This is a genomic window from Paracoccus litorisediminis, assembly GCF_009711205.1.
Lineage (GTDB): Bacteria > Pseudomonadota > Alphaproteobacteria > Rhodobacterales > Rhodobacteraceae > Paracoccus > Paracoccus litorisediminis.
The window spans coordinates 57,223-73,700 of sequence record NZ_WMIG01000009.1 but is presented as its reverse complement, the minus strand read 5'-3'; the positions used below and the strand labels follow the sequence as shown (position 1 = coordinate 73,700).

Here is a 16,478-nt window from a genome sequence, read left to right as displayed (position 1 = left end):
GCCAGAAAACCACGCAAAGGAAACTGTATTACATATGTGCGCTAAAGCGACCATGGAGGAATTCGAGGCCCTCCTGAACGAAAGCCTCGCAATTGACACCCCGGACGAAGGTTCGGTTGTCAAAGGCCGTGTCATCGCCATCGAGGCGGGTCAGGCCATCATCGACGTCGGCTACAAGATGGAAGGCCGCGTTGATCTGAAAGAATTCGCAAATCCCGGCGAAGCTCCCTCGATCGCGGTTGGCGACGAAGTCGAGGTTTACCTCGACCGCGTCGAAAACGCCCGCGGCGAAGCCTCGATCTCGCGCGAGAAAGCTCGCCGCGAAGAGGCCTGGGACCGTCTGGAAAAAGCCTACGCCGCTGAAGAGCGCGTTGAAGGCGCTATCTTCGGTCGCGTCAAAGGCGGTTTCACCGTCGATCTGGGCGGCGCTGTTGCCTTCCTGCCGGGCTCGCAAGTCGACGTCCGTCCGGTTCGCGATGCCGGCCCGCTGATGGGTCTGAAGCAGCCGTTCCAAATCCTGAAAATGGACCGTCGCCGTGGCAACATCGTTGTCTCGCGTCGCGCGATCCTGGAAGAAAGCCGCGCCGAACAGCGCGCCGAAGTCATCGCCAACCTGACCGAAGGTCAGACGGTCGAGGGCGTTGTCAAGAACATCACCGAATACGGTGCGTTCGTTGACCTCGGCGGTGTTGACGGTCTGCTGCACGTCACCGACATGGCCTGGCGCCGCGTCAACCACCCGTCCGAGATCCTGTCGATCGGCGAGACCGTCAAGGTCCAGGTCGTCAAGATCAACAAAGACACCCACCGTATCAGCCTGGGCATGAAACAGCTCCAAGCCGATCCGTGGGATACGGTTGCCAACAAGTTCCCGATCGGCTCGGTTCACTCCGGCCGCGTGACCAACATCACCGATTACGGCGCGTTCGTTGAACTCGAAGCCGGCGTCGAAGGTCTGGTCCACGTTTCGGAAATGTCCTGGACCAAGAAAAACGTCCATCCCGGCAAGATCGTCTCGACCTCGCAAGAAGTCGACGTCATGGTCCTGGAAATCGACGAAGCCAAACGCCGCGTGTCGCTGGGTCTCAAGCAGACCATGCGCAACCCGTGGGAAGTCTTCGCCGAGACCCACCCGGTCGGCACCGTCATCGAAGGCGAAGTCAAGAACATCACCGAATTCGGTCTGTTCGTTGGCCTCGAAGGCGATATCGACGGCATGGTTCACCTGTCGGACATCTCGTGGGATACCCGTGGCGAAGACGCCATCCAGGACTTCCGCAAGGGCGACATGGTGAAAGCCGTTGTCCAGGAAGTCGACGTCGAGAAAGAGCGCATCTCGCTCTCGATCAAGGCTCTGGAAAACGAAGCCATGGCTGAAGCCGTCGAAGGCGTGAAGCGTGGTTCGGTCATCACCGTCGCGGTCACCGCGATCGAAGATGGCGGCATCGAGGTCGAATACAACGGCATGAAATCCTTCATCCGTCGTTCGGACCTGGCCCGCGACCGTCAGGACCAGCGCCCCGAGCGCTTCCAGGTCGGCGACAACGTGGACGTCCGCGTCACCAACATCGACACCAAGACCCGTCGTCTGGGCCTGTCGATCAAGGCACGCGAAATCGCCGAAGAGCGTGAAGCCGTCGAGCAGTTCGGCTCGTCCGACTCGGGCGCTTCGCTGGGCGACATCCTCGGCGCCGCGCTGAAGAACAAGAACTGATCCCCGGATCAGCGTCTTTTGCGCCCCCGGTCCATGTGGCCGGGGGCGTTTTCATGTCTGAAACCATGCCTGTCGCGCGCCCGATAGCTGCCGCGACGTCATGTCGCGCCGTCGATCCGGGCCGGCGGATCGCCCCGACAGGCCGCAAAAGACCGAAATTCGGTCGAAGCGCGTGATCTTTCTGAAAAATTCGGCAACCTTTTGCCCTTGGGCACGTTCAGGCATTGAAAGCCTGTCCCGCTGAATTAAGATTGGGAAAGCAGGTCGTTGTTGGAACTTGCCAAAATTCGGGAACCAAGATGATCCGATCCGAACTGATCCAGAAGATTTCAGAAGAGAATCCGCATCTGTTCCAGCGAGACGTCGAACGGATCGTGAATACGGTCTTCGACGAGATCATTGATGCGATGGCCCGCGGCGACCGGGTTGAACTGCGCGGCTTCGGGGCCTTCTCGGTCAAGAAGCGCGACTCGCGTCAGGGGCGCAATCCGCGCACCGGCGAATCCGTCAGCGTCGACGAGAAGCACGTCCCGTTCTTCAAGACCGGTAAACTCCTGCGCGAGCGGTTGAACGGGCTTGAGGAATAGGCCAGATTGGCGGCGGAAATTTCTGCTGCGAGGTAAGTCATGCGCGTGATCCGGCTGTCCCTTCTTCTTGTTCTGGCCGTGGTGCTGATCCTCGTCGCGCTTGCCAATCGCGATCCGATCACCGTCAACCTTGTCCCCGAGGGACTGGCCCGCTTTACCAATGGCCAATGGTCGTTGACCGCGCCGGCCTTCCTGGCGCTGTTCGTGGCCATGGTCTTTGGTCTGATCGTCGGGCTGGTCTGGGAATGGCTGCGCGAATCCGGCCAACGCTCGGAAGCCAAGGCCCGCGCCCGCGAACTGGCCCGGCTGGAGCGTGAGCTTGGCGATCTGCGCCGCACGCATGCCAAGCCCAAGGATGAGGTGCTGGCGATCCTCGACGAATCCGCCGCACGTCCCGGTTCAGCCGGGGCCGGCCTTCCGGCGACGCGTTAAGCCATGTCCGTTTCGGTCAAGATCTGCGGGTTGAACACGCCCGAGGCCGTCGATGCGGCCATCACGGCGGGTGCTCGCTATCTGGGTTTCGTGTTCTTCCCCAAATCGCCGCGTCATGTGACCCCGGAAACCGCCGCCGCATTGGTGGCGCCGGTTCCCTTGGGGATCGCGCGCGTCGGGTTGTTCGTCAATCCTGACGATGCCACGCTGGAACAGACGCTGGCGCAGGTGGCGTTGGACATCATCCAGCTGCATGGCGATGAAAGCCCGGCCCGCGTGGCCGAGGTCAAGGCCCTGACCGGCTTGCCGGTGATGAAGGCCGTTGGCGTTGCCGAGCCGAAGGATCTGGACGCGCTTTGGGAATACGGGTTGGCCGCGGACATGCTGCTGATCGACGCCAAGGCACCGAAGGATGCGGTGCTGCCGGGTGGAAACGGGCTGGCCTTTGACTGGCGGCTGCTGGCCGGGCGTCAGATCCTGAAGCCTTGGCTGCTGGCGGGCGGGCTGACCCCGGAAAACGTCAACACCGCGATCCGCCTGACCCGCGCGCAGGGCGTCGATGTTTCGTCCGGCGTCGAAAGCGCCCCGGGCGTCAAGGATGCCGAGAAGATCCGCAGCTTCATCGCCCGCGCCACGGCCCCGATCCTGTGACTGCTGTCAGCTTTCGCCCCGCCCAAGCCGCCGACGTGGCCGCGGTGGTGGCCCTGCTGGCCGACGATATTCTGGGCCGGGGACGCGAAGGCACCGACCTTGCACCCTATCTGGCCGCGTTCGAGGCGATGCAGGCCGAGGCCGCGAACCAGCTGATCGTCGGGACCATCGGTCCCGACATCATCGCCTGTTATCAGATCACCTTCATTTCGGGCCTGTCGCTGACCGCCGCCCGCCGCGCCCAGATCGAGGGCGTGCGCGTCGCGCCCGATCTGCGAGGGCAGGGCATCGGGGCAGACCTGATCGCTGACGCCGAAAACCGCGCCCGCGCAGCGGGTTGCACGCTGCTGCAGTTCACCACCAACAAAGCCCGCCTTGAGGCCCATCGTTTCTACGACAGGCTCGGCTTTACCGCCTCTCATATCGGCTATAAGAAATCCCTCTGACGGGCTTTCACCGTTTCACAAATACCCAAATCGCGACCGCGCACGAGGAGAGCCATGGCCGAAGATCTCATCAACAGCTTCATGAACGGCCCGGACGAACAGGGGCGTTTCGGCATCTTTGGCGGACGCTTCGTCAGCGAAACGCTGATGCCGCTGATCCTTGACCTGCAGGCCGAATACGAACGCGCCAAGACCGATCCCGGCTTCTGGGCCGAGATGGACGATCTGTGGAAATACTATGTCGGCCGTCCCAGCCCGCTGTATTTCGCCCCCCGCCTGACCGAGGAGCTGGGAGGCGCCAAGATCTATCTCAAGCGCGAAGAGCTGAACCACACGGGCAGCCACAAGATCAACAACGTGCTGGGTCAGATCCTGCTGGCGCGCCGCATGGGCAAGACCCGGATCATCGCGGAAACCGGTGCGGGCCAGCATGGCGTGGCCACGGCGACAGTCTGCGCCCGCTTCGGACTTCAATGCGTGGTTTATATGGGCGCGCATGACGTGGAACGTCAGGCCCCGAACGTCTTCCGCATGCGGCTGCTGGGGGCCGAGGTCGTCCCGGTCACTTCGGGTCGCGGCACGCTGAAGGACGCGATGAACGACGCGCTGCGCGACTGGGTGACCAATGTGCGCGACACCTTCTACTGCATCGGCACGGTCGCAGGCCCGCATCCCTATCCGGCGATGGTGCGCGATTTTCAATGCATCATCGGCCGCGAAACCCGCGAGCAACTGGCCGAGCAAGAGGGCGAAGGCCGTCTGCCCGATACCGTCATTGCAGCCATCGGCGGCGGCTCGAACGCCATGGGCCTGTTCCACCCCTTCCTTGATGACGCATCGGTTCGCATCATCGGCGTCGAAGCCGGTGGCAAGGGCGTCGATGAGCGTATGCAGCATTGCGCCAGCCTGACCGGCGGTCGTCCGGGCGTGCTGCACGGCAACCGCACCTATCTGCTGATGGATCACGAAGGCCAGATCCTCGAAGGGCATTCGATCAGTGCGGGTCTCGATTATCCCGGCATCGGCCCGGAACATGCCTGGCTGAAGGAACAGGGCCGCGCCGAATATGTCAGCGTGACCGATACCGAGGCTCTGGCCGCCTTCCAGACGCTTTGCCGCCTTGAAGGGATCATCCCTGCGCTGGAGCCCAGCCATGCGCTGGCCCATGTCATCAAGATCGCGCCGGAACTGCCCAAGGACCACATCATCGTGGTCAACCTGTCGGGTCGGGGCGACAAGGACATCTTCGCGGTGGCCAAGCACCTAGGCTTCGACATCAAGACCTGATCGCGGACGATCAAACCGGATACCAAGGGCGCGACCGCAGGCAACTGTCGGTCGCGCTTTGCGTTCCTGCCCTGTCGCAATGACAGGCCACAGGAGGCCAAGATGTTCACCCGAACCCTGACGATCGCACTGCTTGCCGCCGCGCCGGTAATGGCGGGCGGCATGGCCCATGCCGACAGCTTCATGGCGGTTCGTCACTACCCGCCGCATGAAAGCGCGCGCACCACGGATATGGTGCTGACCGCGCCGCTGCAGCAACAGAACTTCAAGGATCTGCGGGTCTATCATGACCCTGGCCGGGTCAAGGTCATGGGCGACCATGACTACGAACTGGTGACGCTGGTCTATGACAGCTCGACCGGCCGACTGATCGGCGCCAGCGAGCGTTCAGACTGGAAAGAGCTTGCCGACAACAGCTGACCGCGCAAGGGCAGGGCGCGCCTGCGCCTTGCCCTATTTCTTCTGCGCGCGGGCCTCGGCCACCAGTTCGGCCAGATCCTCGGGGGGCAGCGCGCCAAAGACGGCCCGGTCGCCCGCGACAAAGCTGGGCGTCCCCGCCAGCCCGATCTGATCGGCCAGCAGCAGGGATTGTTCGATCTGGGCGGTGATCGCGGGATCGGCCATGTCGCGTTCCAGCCGGTCCACATCCAGCCCGACCTGACGGGCGACGCGCAGGACCGATGCCTTTTCGGCCCGGCCCTTCATCGCCATCAGGGCGCTATGGAATTCGGGATACTTGCCCTGCCGCTGGGCTGCCAGCGCGGCCATCGCGGCCTCACGCGAGCCTTCGCCAAAGATCGGGATCTCATGGACCACCAGCTTGACGTTCGGATCGGATTTCAGAAAGGCCGCCACATCCGGCGCGGCCTTGCGGCAGAAGCCGCAATTGTAGTCCGAGAATTCGACCAGCGTGACATCGCCCTTGGGATTGCCCATGACCGGGGCGTCGGGGTCATTGAAGACGCCCTTCTTGATCTCGGCGATCTGCGCCTCGGTGAAATCCTGCGCCAATGCCGGAGACAGGATGAGGGTCAGCGCGGTGGCGATTGCGGCAAGGCGGCGATGCATGGGATGCTCCTTGGATATGATCCGATCTGACCGCGCCCGGCGGTCAGGTCAAGCACAAGGCAATGACATTCGCGTGGGAGGGGTGATGCAGGAAGACCTGTTCGGAGCAAACCGCGAGGAAAGCATCGGCCCCGGCGCGATGATCCTGCGCGGCTTTGCGCTGGATGTTGGGCTGCTTGTCGGGATTGCCGCCGTCGCGGCACAGGCACCGTTCCGGCATATGCTGACCCCGGGAGGCAAGCAGATCGGGGTCGAGATGACGAATTGCGGCGCGTTTGGCTGGGTCAGCGACCGGCGCGGCTACCGCTATGCCCCGCGCGATCCGCTGACCGACCTGCCTTGGCCAAAGATGCCCGATCTGTTCCTGTCGCTGGCCACCCGCGCCGCGCAGCAGGCGGGCTTTTCCGGCTTTCGCCCCGATGCCTGCCTGATCAACCGCTACGCGCCGGGGGTGAAGATGGGCCTGCATCAGGACAGGGACGAGGCGGGCTTTGACGCGCCCATCGTTTCGGTCTCGTTGGGGTTGCCTGCAACGTTCCAGTTCGGCGGTACGGATCGCCGCGACCCGGTCGCCCGCCATACACTGCAACATGGCGATGTTGTGGTCTGGGGCGGCGTGTCGCGGCTGGCATGGCACGGCATCCTGACCCTGAAGCCGGGCCAGCATCCCGAAACGGGGGCGACCCGGCTGAACCTGACCTTCAGGCAGGCGGGTTACAGGTAGCGGCCGCCGCGTTGCAAAACCTCGATCTGGTAGCCATCGGGATCGGCGATAAAGAAGAAGCGCGCGATCACCTCTCCGCCCGGTGCGAAATCGACCAGCTTGCGCGGGGCAAGGCCGGCTTCCGACAGGCGGGCATGTTCGGCGGTCACATCGGCGACCGAGACCGCGATATGACCATAGCCATCGCCCAGATCGTAGGGCTCGGTCCGGCCCTTGTTCACCGTCAACTCCAGTTCGAACTCGGATTCCGGGTTCGACAGGTAGATCAGGGTGAATGTCTCATAATCCAGCCGCTCGGCCACGGTCAGGCCGAAGGCGGTTTCGTAGAATGCCAGTGAGCGCGCCTCATCCAGCACGCGGATCATCGAATGGATTGCCTTGGCCATGATTGTCCCCTTGTCGGTTTGCGGCACTTTAAGCGCAGGGCGGGGGAATGCGAAAGGGGCCCGAAGGCCCCTTGGCTTAGCGCCACAGCGTGGCGTGACGGTTCACGTCCTTGTAAAGCAGGTAGCGGAAGTTGCCCGGCCCGCCCGCGTAGCAGCATTGCGGGCAGAAGGCGCGCAGCCACATGAAGTCGCCGGGGCCGACCTCGACCCAGTCGCGGTTCAGGCGATAGACCGCCTTGCCCTCGATGACGAAGAGGCCATGTTCCATCACGTGGGTCTCGGCAAAGGGGATGGTGCCGCCGGGGGTCAGCGTGACGATAGTGATATGCATGTCATGGCGCAGATCATTCGGGTTCATGAAGCGGGTCGTGGCCCAGCTGCCGCCAGTATCGGGCATCGCAATCGGCGCGATCTCGCGTTCATTGGCGATGATAACATCGGGCTTGTCCAGACCCTCGACCGCCTGCCAGCGCTTGCGCCACCAATGGAAGCGCGAGACCTGATCGCCATTCGCGACAGACCATTCCATGCCCGCCGGGATATAGGCAAAGCCACCGGGGGTCAGTTCGTGGGTCTTGCCGTCGATGGTCAGGGTCACGTCGCCATCGGTGACGAAGATCGCGGATTGCACGCCTTCGTCGGTCTCGGGGCGGGTGGAACCGCCGCCGGGCTGCAATTCCACGATATATTGGCTGAAGGTCTCGGCAAAGCCTGACAGGGGGCGGGCGATCACCCACATGCGCATGCCCGTCCAGCCCGGCAGGAAGCTGGTGACGATATCGCGCATCGTGCTGGCCGGGATCACCGCATAGGCCTCGGTAAAGACGGCGGTGTCGGTGGACAGGTCGGTCTGCGGCGGCAGGCCCGCATAGGGTCCGGCGTAAAGGGGGGCGGCTTTCGGGTGGCTCATCTTGTTCATCCTTTCAGCGCGTCCTGCAGGCGCAGCTGGGCGATGCGCATGACCTGACGTTCGGCCGTGTCGCGCTCGGTTTCGGTGTCGTTGGCCAGGCGGGCCCGCATGGCCGCCATGATGCCTGCCTTGTCATGGTCCCGCACGGCAATGATGAAGGGGAAGCCGTGCTTGGCCACATATTCGGTATTCACGCGCTGGAACTCGGCGCGTTCGGCATCGGTCAGCGCGTCCAGACCAGCCGAAGCCTGTTCCGAGGTGCTTTCCGCCGTCAGCCGCTTGGCCAGTGCCAGTTTTCCCGCCAGATCCGGGTGGGCGATCAGCACGCCCAGCCGTTCCGCATCGCTGGCGGAACGGAAGATCTGCGCCATCCGTGCCGCCAGACCGGCAGGGGTGTCATGGATCGCGCCCATCTCGGCGTCCCAGACGCGCTCGGCGATGAAGGGGGAATGCTCATAGATGCCGCCGAACTTCTGGACAAAGGCGTCACGCTCCATCTGCGAGGGGCGCAGGCGCGGAGCATAGGGGTGCTCCTTGGCCCAGTGGCGGGCAATGTCCAGACGGGTGGCGAACCAGACGCCTTCATGCGCGCGAGCGTGCTCAAGAAAGCGTTGCAGGGCAATGGCCCGGCCCGGACGGCCCATCAGGCGGCAATGCAGCCCGATCGACATCATCTTGGGCGCGCCGGCCTCGCCCTCGGCGTAAAGCACGTCAAAGCTGTCGCGCAGGTAGTCGAAGAACTCGACCCCGGTGCCGAAACCCTGACCCGAGGAGAAGCGCATGTCATTGGCGTCCATCGTATAGGGCACCATCAACTGCGGCTTGCCATTGTGGACATGCCAATAGGGCAGGTCATCGGCAATGGTGTCGGCCAGATATTCGAAGCCACCTTCCTCGCAGCCAAGCGCCACCGTGTTCATCGAGGTGCGGCCCTGATAGAAGCCGCGCGGACGTTCTCCGGTGACCCGGGTATGCAGCTCAACGGCGCGGGCGATATGCTCGGCCTCGACCTCGGGCGGCACGTCGCGGTAGTCGATCCATTTCAGGCCGTGGGTCGCAATCTCCCAGCCCGAGGCCTGCATGGCGGCGACCTGCTCGGGGGCGCGCTCAAGTGCGGTCGCCACGCCATAGACGGTGACGGGCACGTCCTTCAGCATCCGGTGCAGCCGCCAGAAGCCCGCCCGCGCGCCGTAGTCGTAGATCGATTCCATGTTCCAGTGGCGCTTGCCGGGCCAGGGCTGGGCGCCGATGATCTCGGACAGGAAGGCTTCCGACGCGGCATCGCCATGCTCGATGCTGTTTTCGCCGCCTTCCTCGTAGTTCATGACGATCTGGACCGCGATCCGGGCGCCTCCCGGCCAGCGCGGGTCGGGGGTATTTTCGCCATATCCGATCATGTCGCGGCTGTATCGCATCGCCATTTCCTTCTGTTCAGGCCGTTTGCCGCAGTCATCACCCTTGGGCGGGTTCCGGCAAGAGCGGAATTCGTATAAACAAACGCGAGGCGCGGTTGAAAATGCCGTTTCTAAATGACGCGTTGAAACTCTGTCGCCAGAGCCTGCATTTGCGTAACAGGTCACTGATCCTAGTCTGCCGTGATGGCGGGCGAACTGCCAGTGGGAGGATTGATGCTGGAAAAGCAATTCGGCCTAGCGGCCAAGGGGACCAATGTCAGGACCGAGGTGATCGCTGGGATCACCACTTTCCTGACCATGGCCTATATTATTTTCGTGAACCCCGACATCCTGTCAACAACCGGGATGGACCGGAATGCAGTCTTTGTCGCGACCTGTCTGGCCGCGGCGCTAGGCTCGGCCATCATGGCGCTTTGGGCGAACTGGCCCATCGGCATGGCACCGGGTATGGGCTTGAACGCCTTCTTCGCCTTTACCGTGGTGGCGGGCTTGGGCTTTACCTGGCAGCAGGCGCTGGGGGCGGTGTTCATCTCGGGTCTGGTGTTTCTGTTCCTGTCGGTGACGGGGATACGGCGCTGGCTGATCGCGGGCATTCCGACATCCATGCGCAGCGCCATTGCTGCGGGGATCGGGATGTTCCTTGGTCTGATCGCGCTGAAGAATGCCGGGCTGGTCGTCGACAACCCGGCGACGCTGGTTGCCCTGGGTGATCTGACGCAGGCACCGACGCTGCTGGCGGCGGCGGGCTTCTTCATCATCGCGGCGCTGGATGCGCTGAAGGTGCGAGGCTCGATCCTGATCGGCATCCTTGCGGTCACCGTCGTCTCTATCCTGATCGGGGCCAGCGAGTTCGGAGGCATCATGTCCATGCCGCCCTCGATCCTGCCGACCTTCATGCAGCTGGATATCGCGGGCGCGCTGACCGTGGGCATCTTCCACGTCATCCTTGTCATGGTGCTGGTCGAGGTGTTTGACGCCACCGGCACGCTGATCGGCGTCGCCAAACGCGCGGGCCTGCTGACCGAGGGGCCGACCCATACCAATACCGGGCTTGGCCGTGCGCTGATGGCGGATTCGACCGCGATCCTTGCCGGTTCGATGCTGGGGACCAGTTCGACCACCGCCTATGTCGAAAGCGCCTCGGGCGTGCAGGCAGGGGGGCGGACGGGTCTGACCGCGCTGGTCGTGGCGGTGCTGTTCCTGCTGGCGATGTTCTTTGCGCCGCTGGCGGGTTCGGTCCCGGCCTATGCGACAGCGCCGGCGCTGCTGTACGTGGCCTGTCTGATGGTGCGCGAGTTCGAGGAAATCGAATGGCGCGATGTCACGGAAAGCGCGCCCGCCGTGCTGACCGCGCTGATGATGCCCTTTACCTATTCCATCGCCAATGGTCTGGCTTTCGGTTTTGTCAGCTATGCGCTGATCAAGCTGCTGACCGGCCGCGCGCGCGAGGTGCATCTGGCAACCTGGGTGGTCGCCGCCCTGTTCGTCATCCGCTTCGCCTTCTTCATGGAATGAACCCAGCGTCGGGGGCTTTGCGGCCCCCGCGCATTCCCTCTTGACCAATCGCGCCATTACCGCAGTCTCGGGGTGAAACCGGGGGCCGTGCCGCATCCGACAGCATGCGCGCCCCGCAGCAGGGAAAGCCCGCATGTCTCAGCCTGCAATGACCACGGCGGATGTCTATTGGCGCACCCTCACCCTGTTGGGCGGCGAGAAATGGCTGGCCGCGCTGCTGTCGGCAACGGGCGTGGCCATCGCCATCGTGCAACTGGCCGAGCCGGTGCTGTTCGGCCGCATGGTCGACCGGCTGGCAGAAGGGTCGGGGGCCTTCACCCTGATTGGCACATGGGCGGCCTTCGGGCTGTTCGGGATCTTTGCATCCGCGATCACTGCGGTTTCCTCTGACCGGCTGGCGCATCGCGCGCGGCTGTCGGCGCTGGGCGAGGCTTACAGCCGCGCGATCACCCTGCCGATTTCCTACCATGCGGAAAAGGGCACCGGATCGGTGGTGCGCGCCATCCTTGCCGGGACCGACGCGCTGTTCGCCCTGTGGCTGGGCATCCTGCGCGAGCAGTTGACCGCGCTGGCCGGGATCATCCTGCTGATCCCGACAGCGATCAGTCTGGACGCGCGCATGGCCGCGATCCTTGCAATGCTGGGTTTGGTCTATCTGGTGATCAACATCCTTGTCATCCGCAAGACGCGCGAAGGGCAGGCACAGGTCGAAAAGCATTCGGGCCGTCTTTATGGCCGGGTGGGGGACGTTCTGGGCAATGTCACCGTGGTGCAAAGCTATTCCCGCTTCGCGCGCGAAATGCAGGCGATGCGCCAGATCACCGCGAACCTGCTGGCGGCGCAATATCCGGTGCTGACATGGTGGGGGTTGTTGACGGTCCTGACCCGCGCCGCCGCCACGGTGACGATGGTGGTGGTCTTTGCCGCGGGCGCGGTTCTGGCGCAGCGGGGTGAGATCACCGTGGGCGAGATTGTGTCCTTCGGGGCTTTTGCCGGGCTGATGATCGGTCAGTTGGACCGGCTGTCGGCATTCGTCGGCAATATCTTTCGCTCGACCCCGACCATCCGCAGTTACTTTGAGCTGCTGGACGCACCCGCCGATGTCACCGACACGCAGAAGGCCAAGGCCCTTGTCGCGCCGGTGCTGGGGCAGATCGAATATCGCGATGTCAGCTACTGCTTTCCCGGCAGCGATCAGGGCGTGTTCGACCTGAGCTTTGAGGCAAAGCCCGGCCAGACCATCGCGCTGGTGGGGCCGACCGGTTCGGGCAAGACCACGACGCTGGCTTTGCTGCAGCGCCTGCGCCAGCCGGACGCCGGATCGATCAGGGTCGATGGGCACGATATTGCCGGGCTGAAGCTGGCATCCTTGCGTGCCAATATCGCGGTGGTGTTTCAGGAAGCCGGGCTGTTCAACCGCTCGATTGCCGAAAACATCCGCGTCGGCCGTCCCGAGGCCACCGATGCCGAGGTCGAGCAGGCCGCCCGTCTGGCCGAGGCGCATCACTTCATCCTGCGCAAACCCGGCAATTACGGCTTCGTCATCGGCGAACGCGGCAATGCCCTGTCAGGGGGTGAGCGGCAGCGTATCGCCATTGCCCGCGCGGTGCTGAAGAATGCTCCGATCCTGATCCTCGATGAGGCCACCTCGGCCCTTGATCCCGCGACCGAGGCCAAGATCAAGCGCGCCATCGACAAGCTGCGCGCCAACCGCACCACCCTGATCATTGCGCACAGGCTGTCCACCGTGGCCTCGGCTGATCAGATCCTTGTGCTTGAGGGGGGGCGGATCGTCGAGCGCGGCAGCTATCACGATCTGGCGCAACAGGACGGGCTGTTCGCCGAACTGGTCCGCGAGGGCCAGATCGTTGAGCCGAAGTCGGATTGACCGCGCCGCGATAGATTGCAAAGCAAGCGGCATGATGGCCGAATGCGGCCAGGGATCGGATTGGGGACGGGATGCGCCTGCTAGTGATTGAGGACGAGGCCGATCTGGCCACTGCCGTCCGCGACCATCTTTGCGCCGCGGGCCATGCCGTCGACATTGCCGTCAGCCGCGATCTGGCCGAGGCGGCGCTGCAGGGCACGGGCTTTGACCTGATCCTGCTGGACCTGCAACTGCCCGACGGGGACGGGCTGGCGCTGCTGCGCTGGCTGCGGCAACGGGGCGACGCCACGCCGGTCCTGATTGCCACCGCCCGCGACCGCATCACCGAACGCATCGCCGGGCTTCAGGCGGGCGCGGACGACTATCTGGTCAAGCCCTATGACCTTGACGAGATGCTGGCGCGCATCGCCGCCATCCGCCGCCGCAGCGATGGCCGCGCCGAACCCGAACGACGCTTTGGCCCGCTTCGACTGCTGCCCGAACGCAAGCAGGCCCTGCTGGAGGATGTCACCATCCACCTGACCGCGCGTGAATGGGCGCTGCTCGAACGCCTGAGCCGTCGTCCCGGCGTGATCGTCAGCCGACAGGAGCTTGAGGACACGCTGTATGAATTCGGGGCCGAAGTCGAAAGCAATGCGATCGAGGCCCATATCAGCCGCCTGCGCGCCAAGTTGGGCCGTGCCGTGGTCGAGACCGTGCGCGGCATGGGCTACCGGATGGGACAGGCGTGACGCCGCGTCGTCCGACATTGGCGCGGCGGCTGGCGCTGCTGATCAGCGCCGTGCTGGCGGCGGCCTGGGTGGTCGCTATCGCAGCGATGGCGCTGATCCTGCATCATGAGCAGGACGAGCTATACGACCAGATCCTGATCACCTCGGCCGAGGCGCTGCTGCCAACGCTGGCCAGTGACGCGGCCCGGGCCTCGGCCCAGATGTCCTCGGCTCACGACGATCCCAATGAAGCATTGGTCTGGCGGCTGATCGACCGTCAGGGCCGCGTGCTGGCCGCATCCCCGATGTCCGAGGCCGCGCAATTTCCTGACACGCCCCGGCCCGGCAAGGTCAAGCGGACGCTGACCCATACGGTCTACACGACCAAATACACGGCGCAGGATATGGCATTGCAGCTGGCCGATCCTCTGGCCGAACGGCGCGAGGCTTGGCGCGAAAGCTTTCTGGCCTTCCTGCTGCCGATGCTGGCGTTGCTGCCCTTGGGGTGGCTGGCGGGTGGCTGGGTGTCCCGGCTGGCCCTGCGTCCGGTCGAGGATCTGCGTGCCGAAATGGCGCAGCGCGACGGGCTGCGGCTGGAGCCGATGGATGCCGACGCCCATCCCGCCGAACTGGCCCAGATCGTGACCACGCTGAACGGGTTCATGGCGCGGGTGTCGCAGGCGCTGGATGGAGAGCGCGCCTTTGCCACCAATGCCGCGCATGAGCTGCGCACGCCGGTTGCGGTGGCGCTGGCGCAGGTGCAGCGGCTGGCGCAGGAAACCGGCGACCCCGCCGCATCCGCCCGCATCGCCTCGGTCGAGACGGCGCTGCGCCGTATGGCGCGGCTGGTCGCGCGGCTGCTGCAGCTGGCGCGGGCCGAATCCGGGATCGGTCTGGGCGAAGAGCGCGTCGATGCCGCCGCACTTCTGCCGCATGTGCTCCGCGAGATTGGCCGCGACGCCGACAGGTTGGCGCTGTCGGTGGCGCAAGGACCGGTCTGGACGGTGATGGATGCCGATGCGCTGGCGATTGTCGCCGGAAACCTGATCGAGAACGCCTTGCAGCACAGCCCGCCCGACAGCCGGGTCGAGGTCAGCCTGAACGATCAAGGCCTGCTCTCGATCAGCAATCCCGGTCCGGTCCTGCCCGCTGAACAATTGGCGCAGATGGGGAAAAGGTTCTCGCATCGCAAGGGCGGTGGCTTTGGCTTGGGCCTGCATATCGTCAGCCAGATTGCGCGACAGGCCGGGACGGCGCTGGAACTGGCCTCGCCCGTGCCGGACCGCGATGGCGGATTTCAGGCCCGCATCCAGCTTCCACCCGCCCAGCCGTAAGGTTGCGGTAAGAATCGTCGGGCAGAAGCGCTCCATCGTGTGACGATGGAAGATTTGATGCCTGTTCCCAATCCGGCTAACCGGCCGCTCACCCGCACCCCATTCGGTAGGGTTGGCCTGAAACGGCTTTTGCGACCGCTCCTTTTAGGGGCGGTGCTTTGCGTTGCCGGGGCATCGGGCTGGGCGGCTTGGCTGCAATCCAGTGGGAACTTCCACCCGGTCATCGCCGGAGAGCTTTACCGCTCGGCCCAGCCGGATGCGCTGAAGCTGCAAGATTGGAGCAAGGCCCACGGCTTGCGCAGCGTCATCAACCTGCGCGGTGCCTCGGACGCGGCATGGTACGACACCGAGGTTGCAACCGCGCGCCGCCTTGGCCTGACCCATGCCGATTTCGCCATGAAGGACAGCGAACAGCTTGATCCGGCCCGCGCCGCCGAACTGGTCGCGCTGATCGCAAGCCTGCCGAAACCTGTCCTGATCCATTGCAAGGCGGGGGCGGACCGTACCGGCCTTGCCGCCGCACTTTACCTTGCCGCGCAAGGCGCGCGCGAACATCTGGCCGAGGGCCAGCTTTCCTTCCGTTTCGGTCATGTCGGGCTGCCGGTCAGCGCTGCATGGGCCATGGATCAAAGCTGGGATGCCGCCGAGCCGATGTTCGGTTTCGAAAGCTGAAGGAAACAAGATGTCGCTGATCGTTGACAATATCCCAAGCGTGGCCCCCGCCAATCAGCGGCTTCGGCTGAACGTACTGCGGCTGGCCTTTGTGGCGGCCCTGCTGCCAATGCTGTGGGGGTACACGCGATGGTCCGAAGGTCCGGCCGCGATCCTGCATCTGGCGGGCACGCTTTGCGTCTTTGCCGCGGTGCTGGGACGGTTCTGGGCGATCCTTTACATCGGCGGTCGCAAGAATGCCGATGTGATGCGGGACGGTCCCTATTCGCTTTGCCGCCACCCGCTTTACCTGTTCTCGACCCTTGGCGTTGTCGGCTTCGGGTTGCTTCTGCAAAGCCTGACGCTGGCGATCGGCTTTGGTGGCGCGGCGCTGCTGGTGCTGTCGCAAACCGCGCGAGCCGAGGAGCGTTTTCTGCGGGGCAAATTCGGCGAAGCCTATGCCGAGTATCAGTCGCAGGTTCCGATGATCCTGCCACGCCTGTCGGGATTCCATACCCGCCGCGAGGTCACCTTCCGCACCGATACGCTGCGCCGGAACCTGTTCGATGCGCTGGTTTTCCTTACCGCGCTGCCGCTGGCCGAGGTCATCAACTGGCTGCACAGCAACGGACATATGCTGAAGATCGCGCTGTTCTGACACCGGGCGCGACGGGACATCAGGAACAAGCATGCGGCGGGCTGAAAGGTCCGCCGCATTTGCATTTGGCGCAACGTCCGGAAGGAGGAAGCGGCGCGATGC

Annotated in this window: 18 protein-coding genes; 14 read left to right on the top strand and 4 right to left on the bottom strand. The window is 64.2% G+C overall.

The genetic code is table 11. The features are described 5' to 3' along the window. Positions 1-34: 34 nt before the first annotated feature. The 7 genes from rpsA to GL300_RS15550 all read left to right on the top strand — a co-directional run bounded on the left by rpsA (position 35) and on the right by GL300_RS15550 (position 5,537). Positions 35-1,714, top strand: a complete 1,680-nt coding sequence (rpsA, locus tag GL300_RS15580) for a 30S ribosomal protein S1 (RefSeq protein WP_155040578.1) — start codon at positions 35-37, stop codon at positions 1,712-1,714. 251 nt (positions 1,715-1,965) lie between these two features. Then, on the top strand, positions 1,966-2,301 hold the full coding sequence (gene ihfB / locus GL300_RS15575) for an integration host factor subunit beta (RefSeq protein ID WP_225612433.1): 336 nt from the start codon (positions 1,966-1,968) through the stop codon (positions 2,299-2,301). A gap of 39 nt (positions 2,302-2,340) precedes the next feature. Continuing rightward, complete coding sequence (locus GL300_RS15570; RefSeq protein WP_155040576.1) at positions 2,341-2,733, top strand: LapA family protein; 393 nt, start codon at positions 2,341-2,343, stop codon at positions 2,731-2,733. Between the two features lie 3 nt (positions 2,734-2,736). After that, positions 2,737-3,384: a phosphoribosylanthranilate isomerase gene (locus GL300_RS15565; protein ID WP_155040575.1), complete on the top strand. Its 648-nt coding sequence runs from the start codon at positions 2,737-2,739 to the stop codon at positions 3,382-3,384. Next, the gene (locus GL300_RS15560; RefSeq protein ID WP_343043069.1) at positions 3,381-3,830 is read left to right on the top strand and encodes a GNAT family N-acetyltransferase; all 450 of its coding nucleotides are present in this window, start codon (positions 3,381-3,383) and stop codon (positions 3,828-3,830) included. Before GL300_RS15565 ends, GL300_RS15560 begins: the two co-directional genes overlap by 4 nt. A gap of 54 nt (positions 3,831-3,884) precedes the next feature. Then, complete coding sequence (trpB, locus tag GL300_RS15555) at positions 3,885-5,117, top strand: tryptophan synthase subunit beta (protein ID WP_155040574.1); 1,233 nt, start codon at positions 3,885-3,887, stop codon at positions 5,115-5,117. Positions 5,118-5,219: 102 nt separating this feature from the next. Beyond that, a complete protein-coding gene (locus tag GL300_RS15550; protein WP_155040573.1) occupies positions 5,220-5,537 on the top strand; it encodes a hypothetical protein in 318 nt (105 codons plus the stop codon). A 33-nt stretch (positions 5,538-5,570) separates the two neighbouring features. Here GL300_RS15550 and GL300_RS15545 read toward each other — a convergent pair whose 3' ends face one another. Then, positions 5,571-6,185: a DsbA family protein gene (locus GL300_RS15545; protein ID WP_155040572.1), complete on the bottom strand. Its 615-nt coding sequence runs from the start codon at positions 6,183-6,185 to the stop codon at positions 5,571-5,573. Between the two features lie 85 nt (positions 6,186-6,270). Here GL300_RS15545 and alkB point away from each other — a divergent pair, with 85 nt between their 5' ends. After that, entirely contained in the window at positions 6,271-6,909 is a 639-nt protein-coding gene (gene alkB, locus GL300_RS15540; RefSeq protein ID WP_155040571.1) for a DNA oxidative demethylase AlkB, read from the top strand. Here alkB and GL300_RS15535 read toward each other — a convergent pair. The 3 genes from GL300_RS15535 to puuE all read right to left on the bottom strand — a co-directional run bounded on the left by GL300_RS15535 (position 6,900) and on the right by puuE (position 9,620). Next, the gene (locus GL300_RS15535; RefSeq protein WP_155040570.1) at positions 6,900-7,295 is read right to left on the bottom strand and encodes a VOC family protein; all 396 of its coding nucleotides are present in this window, start codon (positions 7,293-7,295) and stop codon (positions 6,900-6,902) included. The genes alkB and GL300_RS15535 overlap by 10 nt on opposite strands. A 76-nt stretch (positions 7,296-7,371) precedes the next feature. Further along, positions 7,372-8,205, bottom strand: a complete 834-nt coding sequence (locus tag GL300_RS15530; RefSeq protein ID WP_155040569.1) for a bifunctional allantoicase/(S)-ureidoglycine aminohydrolase — start codon at positions 8,203-8,205, stop codon at positions 7,372-7,374. Between the two features lie 5 nt (positions 8,206-8,210). Then, positions 8,211-9,620 carry an allantoinase PuuE gene (gene puuE / locus GL300_RS15525; RefSeq protein ID WP_155040568.1) on the bottom strand — a complete coding sequence of 470 codons (1,410 nt, stop codon included), beginning with the start codon at positions 9,618-9,620 and terminating at the stop codon, positions 8,211-8,213. Positions 9,621-9,833: 213 nt separating this feature from the next. On the opposite strand from puuE, the gene GL300_RS15520 reads away from it, so the two are divergent. From GL300_RS15520 to GL300_RS15495, 6 genes are all read left to right on the top strand, one after another. Continuing rightward, a complete protein-coding gene (locus GL300_RS15520) occupies positions 9,834-11,135 on the top strand; it encodes an NCS2 family permease (RefSeq protein WP_155040567.1) in 1,302 nt (433 codons plus the stop codon). 133 nt (positions 11,136-11,268) lie between these two features. Continuing rightward, positions 11,269-13,023, top strand: coding sequence for a glucan ABC transporter ATP-binding protein/ permease (locus GL300_RS15515; protein ID WP_211595121.1), 1,755 nt, complete (start codon positions 11,269-11,271; stop codon positions 13,021-13,023). A 71-nt stretch (positions 13,024-13,094) separates the two neighbouring features. Beyond that, the gene (locus GL300_RS15510) at positions 13,095-13,754 is read left to right on the top strand and encodes a response regulator transcription factor (RefSeq protein WP_155040566.1); all 660 of its coding nucleotides are present in this window, start codon (positions 13,095-13,097) and stop codon (positions 13,752-13,754) included. Next, entirely contained in the window at positions 13,751-15,067 is a 1,317-nt protein-coding gene (locus tag GL300_RS27285) for an ATP-binding protein (protein ID WP_155040565.1), read from the top strand. The genes GL300_RS15510 and GL300_RS27285 overlap by 4 nt, the downstream gene beginning before the upstream one ends. Positions 15,068-15,196: 129 nt before the next feature. Continuing rightward, the gene (locus GL300_RS15500; RefSeq protein ID WP_246195203.1) at positions 15,197-15,739 is read left to right on the top strand and encodes a tyrosine-protein phosphatase; all 543 of its coding nucleotides are present in this window, start codon (positions 15,197-15,199) and stop codon (positions 15,737-15,739) included. A 10-nt stretch (positions 15,740-15,749) separates the two neighbouring features. Beyond that, the gene (locus tag GL300_RS15495) at positions 15,750-16,376 is read left to right on the top strand and encodes a methyltransferase family protein (protein WP_155040563.1); all 627 of its coding nucleotides are present in this window, start codon (positions 15,750-15,752) and stop codon (positions 16,374-16,376) included. Positions 16,377-16,478: the final 102 nt, after the last annotated feature.

What these genes read in the sequence shown, in the direction of transcription:
- GL300_RS15520 (WP_155040567.1), top strand. Translation starts at nt 9,834, where the DNA reads ATGCTGGAAAAGCAATTCGGCCTAGCGGCCAAGGGGACCAATGTCAGG.
- GL300_RS15565 (WP_155040575.1), top strand. Translation starts at nt 2,737, where the DNA reads ATGTCCGTTTCGGTCAAGATCTGCGGGTTGAACACGCCCGAGGCCGTC.
- alkB (WP_155040571.1), top strand. Translation starts at nt 6,271, where the DNA reads ATGCAGGAAGACCTGTTCGGAGCAAACCGCGAGGAAAGCATCGGCCCC.
- GL300_RS15515 (WP_211595121.1), top strand. Translation starts at nt 11,269, where the DNA reads ATGTCTCAGCCTGCAATGACCACGGCGGATGTCTATTGGCGCACCCTC.
- trpB (WP_155040574.1), top strand. Translation starts at nt 3,885, where the DNA reads ATGGCCGAAGATCTCATCAACAGCTTCATGAACGGCCCGGACGAACAG.
- GL300_RS15545 (WP_155040572.1), bottom strand. Translation starts at nt 6,185, where the DNA reads ATGCATCGCCGCCTTGCCGCAATCGCCACCGCGCTGACCCTCATCCTG.
- GL300_RS15570 (WP_155040576.1), top strand. Translation starts at nt 2,341, where the DNA reads ATGCGCGTGATCCGGCTGTCCCTTCTTCTTGTTCTGGCCGTGGTGCTG.
- puuE (WP_155040568.1), bottom strand. Translation starts at nt 9,620, where the DNA reads ATGCGATACAGCCGCGACATGATCGGATATGGCGAAAATACCCCCGAC.
- GL300_RS15530 (WP_155040569.1), bottom strand. Translation starts at nt 8,205, where the DNA reads ATGAGCCACCCGAAAGCCGCCCCCCTTTACGCCGGACCCTATGCGGGC.
- GL300_RS15535 (WP_155040570.1), bottom strand. Translation starts at nt 7,295, where the DNA reads ATGGCCAAGGCAATCCATTCGATGATCCGCGTGCTGGATGAGGCGCGC.
- GL300_RS15510 (WP_155040566.1), top strand. Translation starts at nt 13,095, where the DNA reads ATGCGCCTGCTAGTGATTGAGGACGAGGCCGATCTGGCCACTGCCGTC.
- GL300_RS15550 (WP_155040573.1), top strand. Translation starts at nt 5,220, where the DNA reads ATGTTCACCCGAACCCTGACGATCGCACTGCTTGCCGCCGCGCCGGTA.
- GL300_RS15495 (WP_155040563.1), top strand. Translation starts at nt 15,750, where the DNA reads ATGTCGCTGATCGTTGACAATATCCCAAGCGTGGCCCCCGCCAATCAG.
- rpsA (WP_155040578.1), top strand. Translation starts at nt 35, where the DNA reads ATGTGCGCTAAAGCGACCATGGAGGAATTCGAGGCCCTCCTGAACGAA.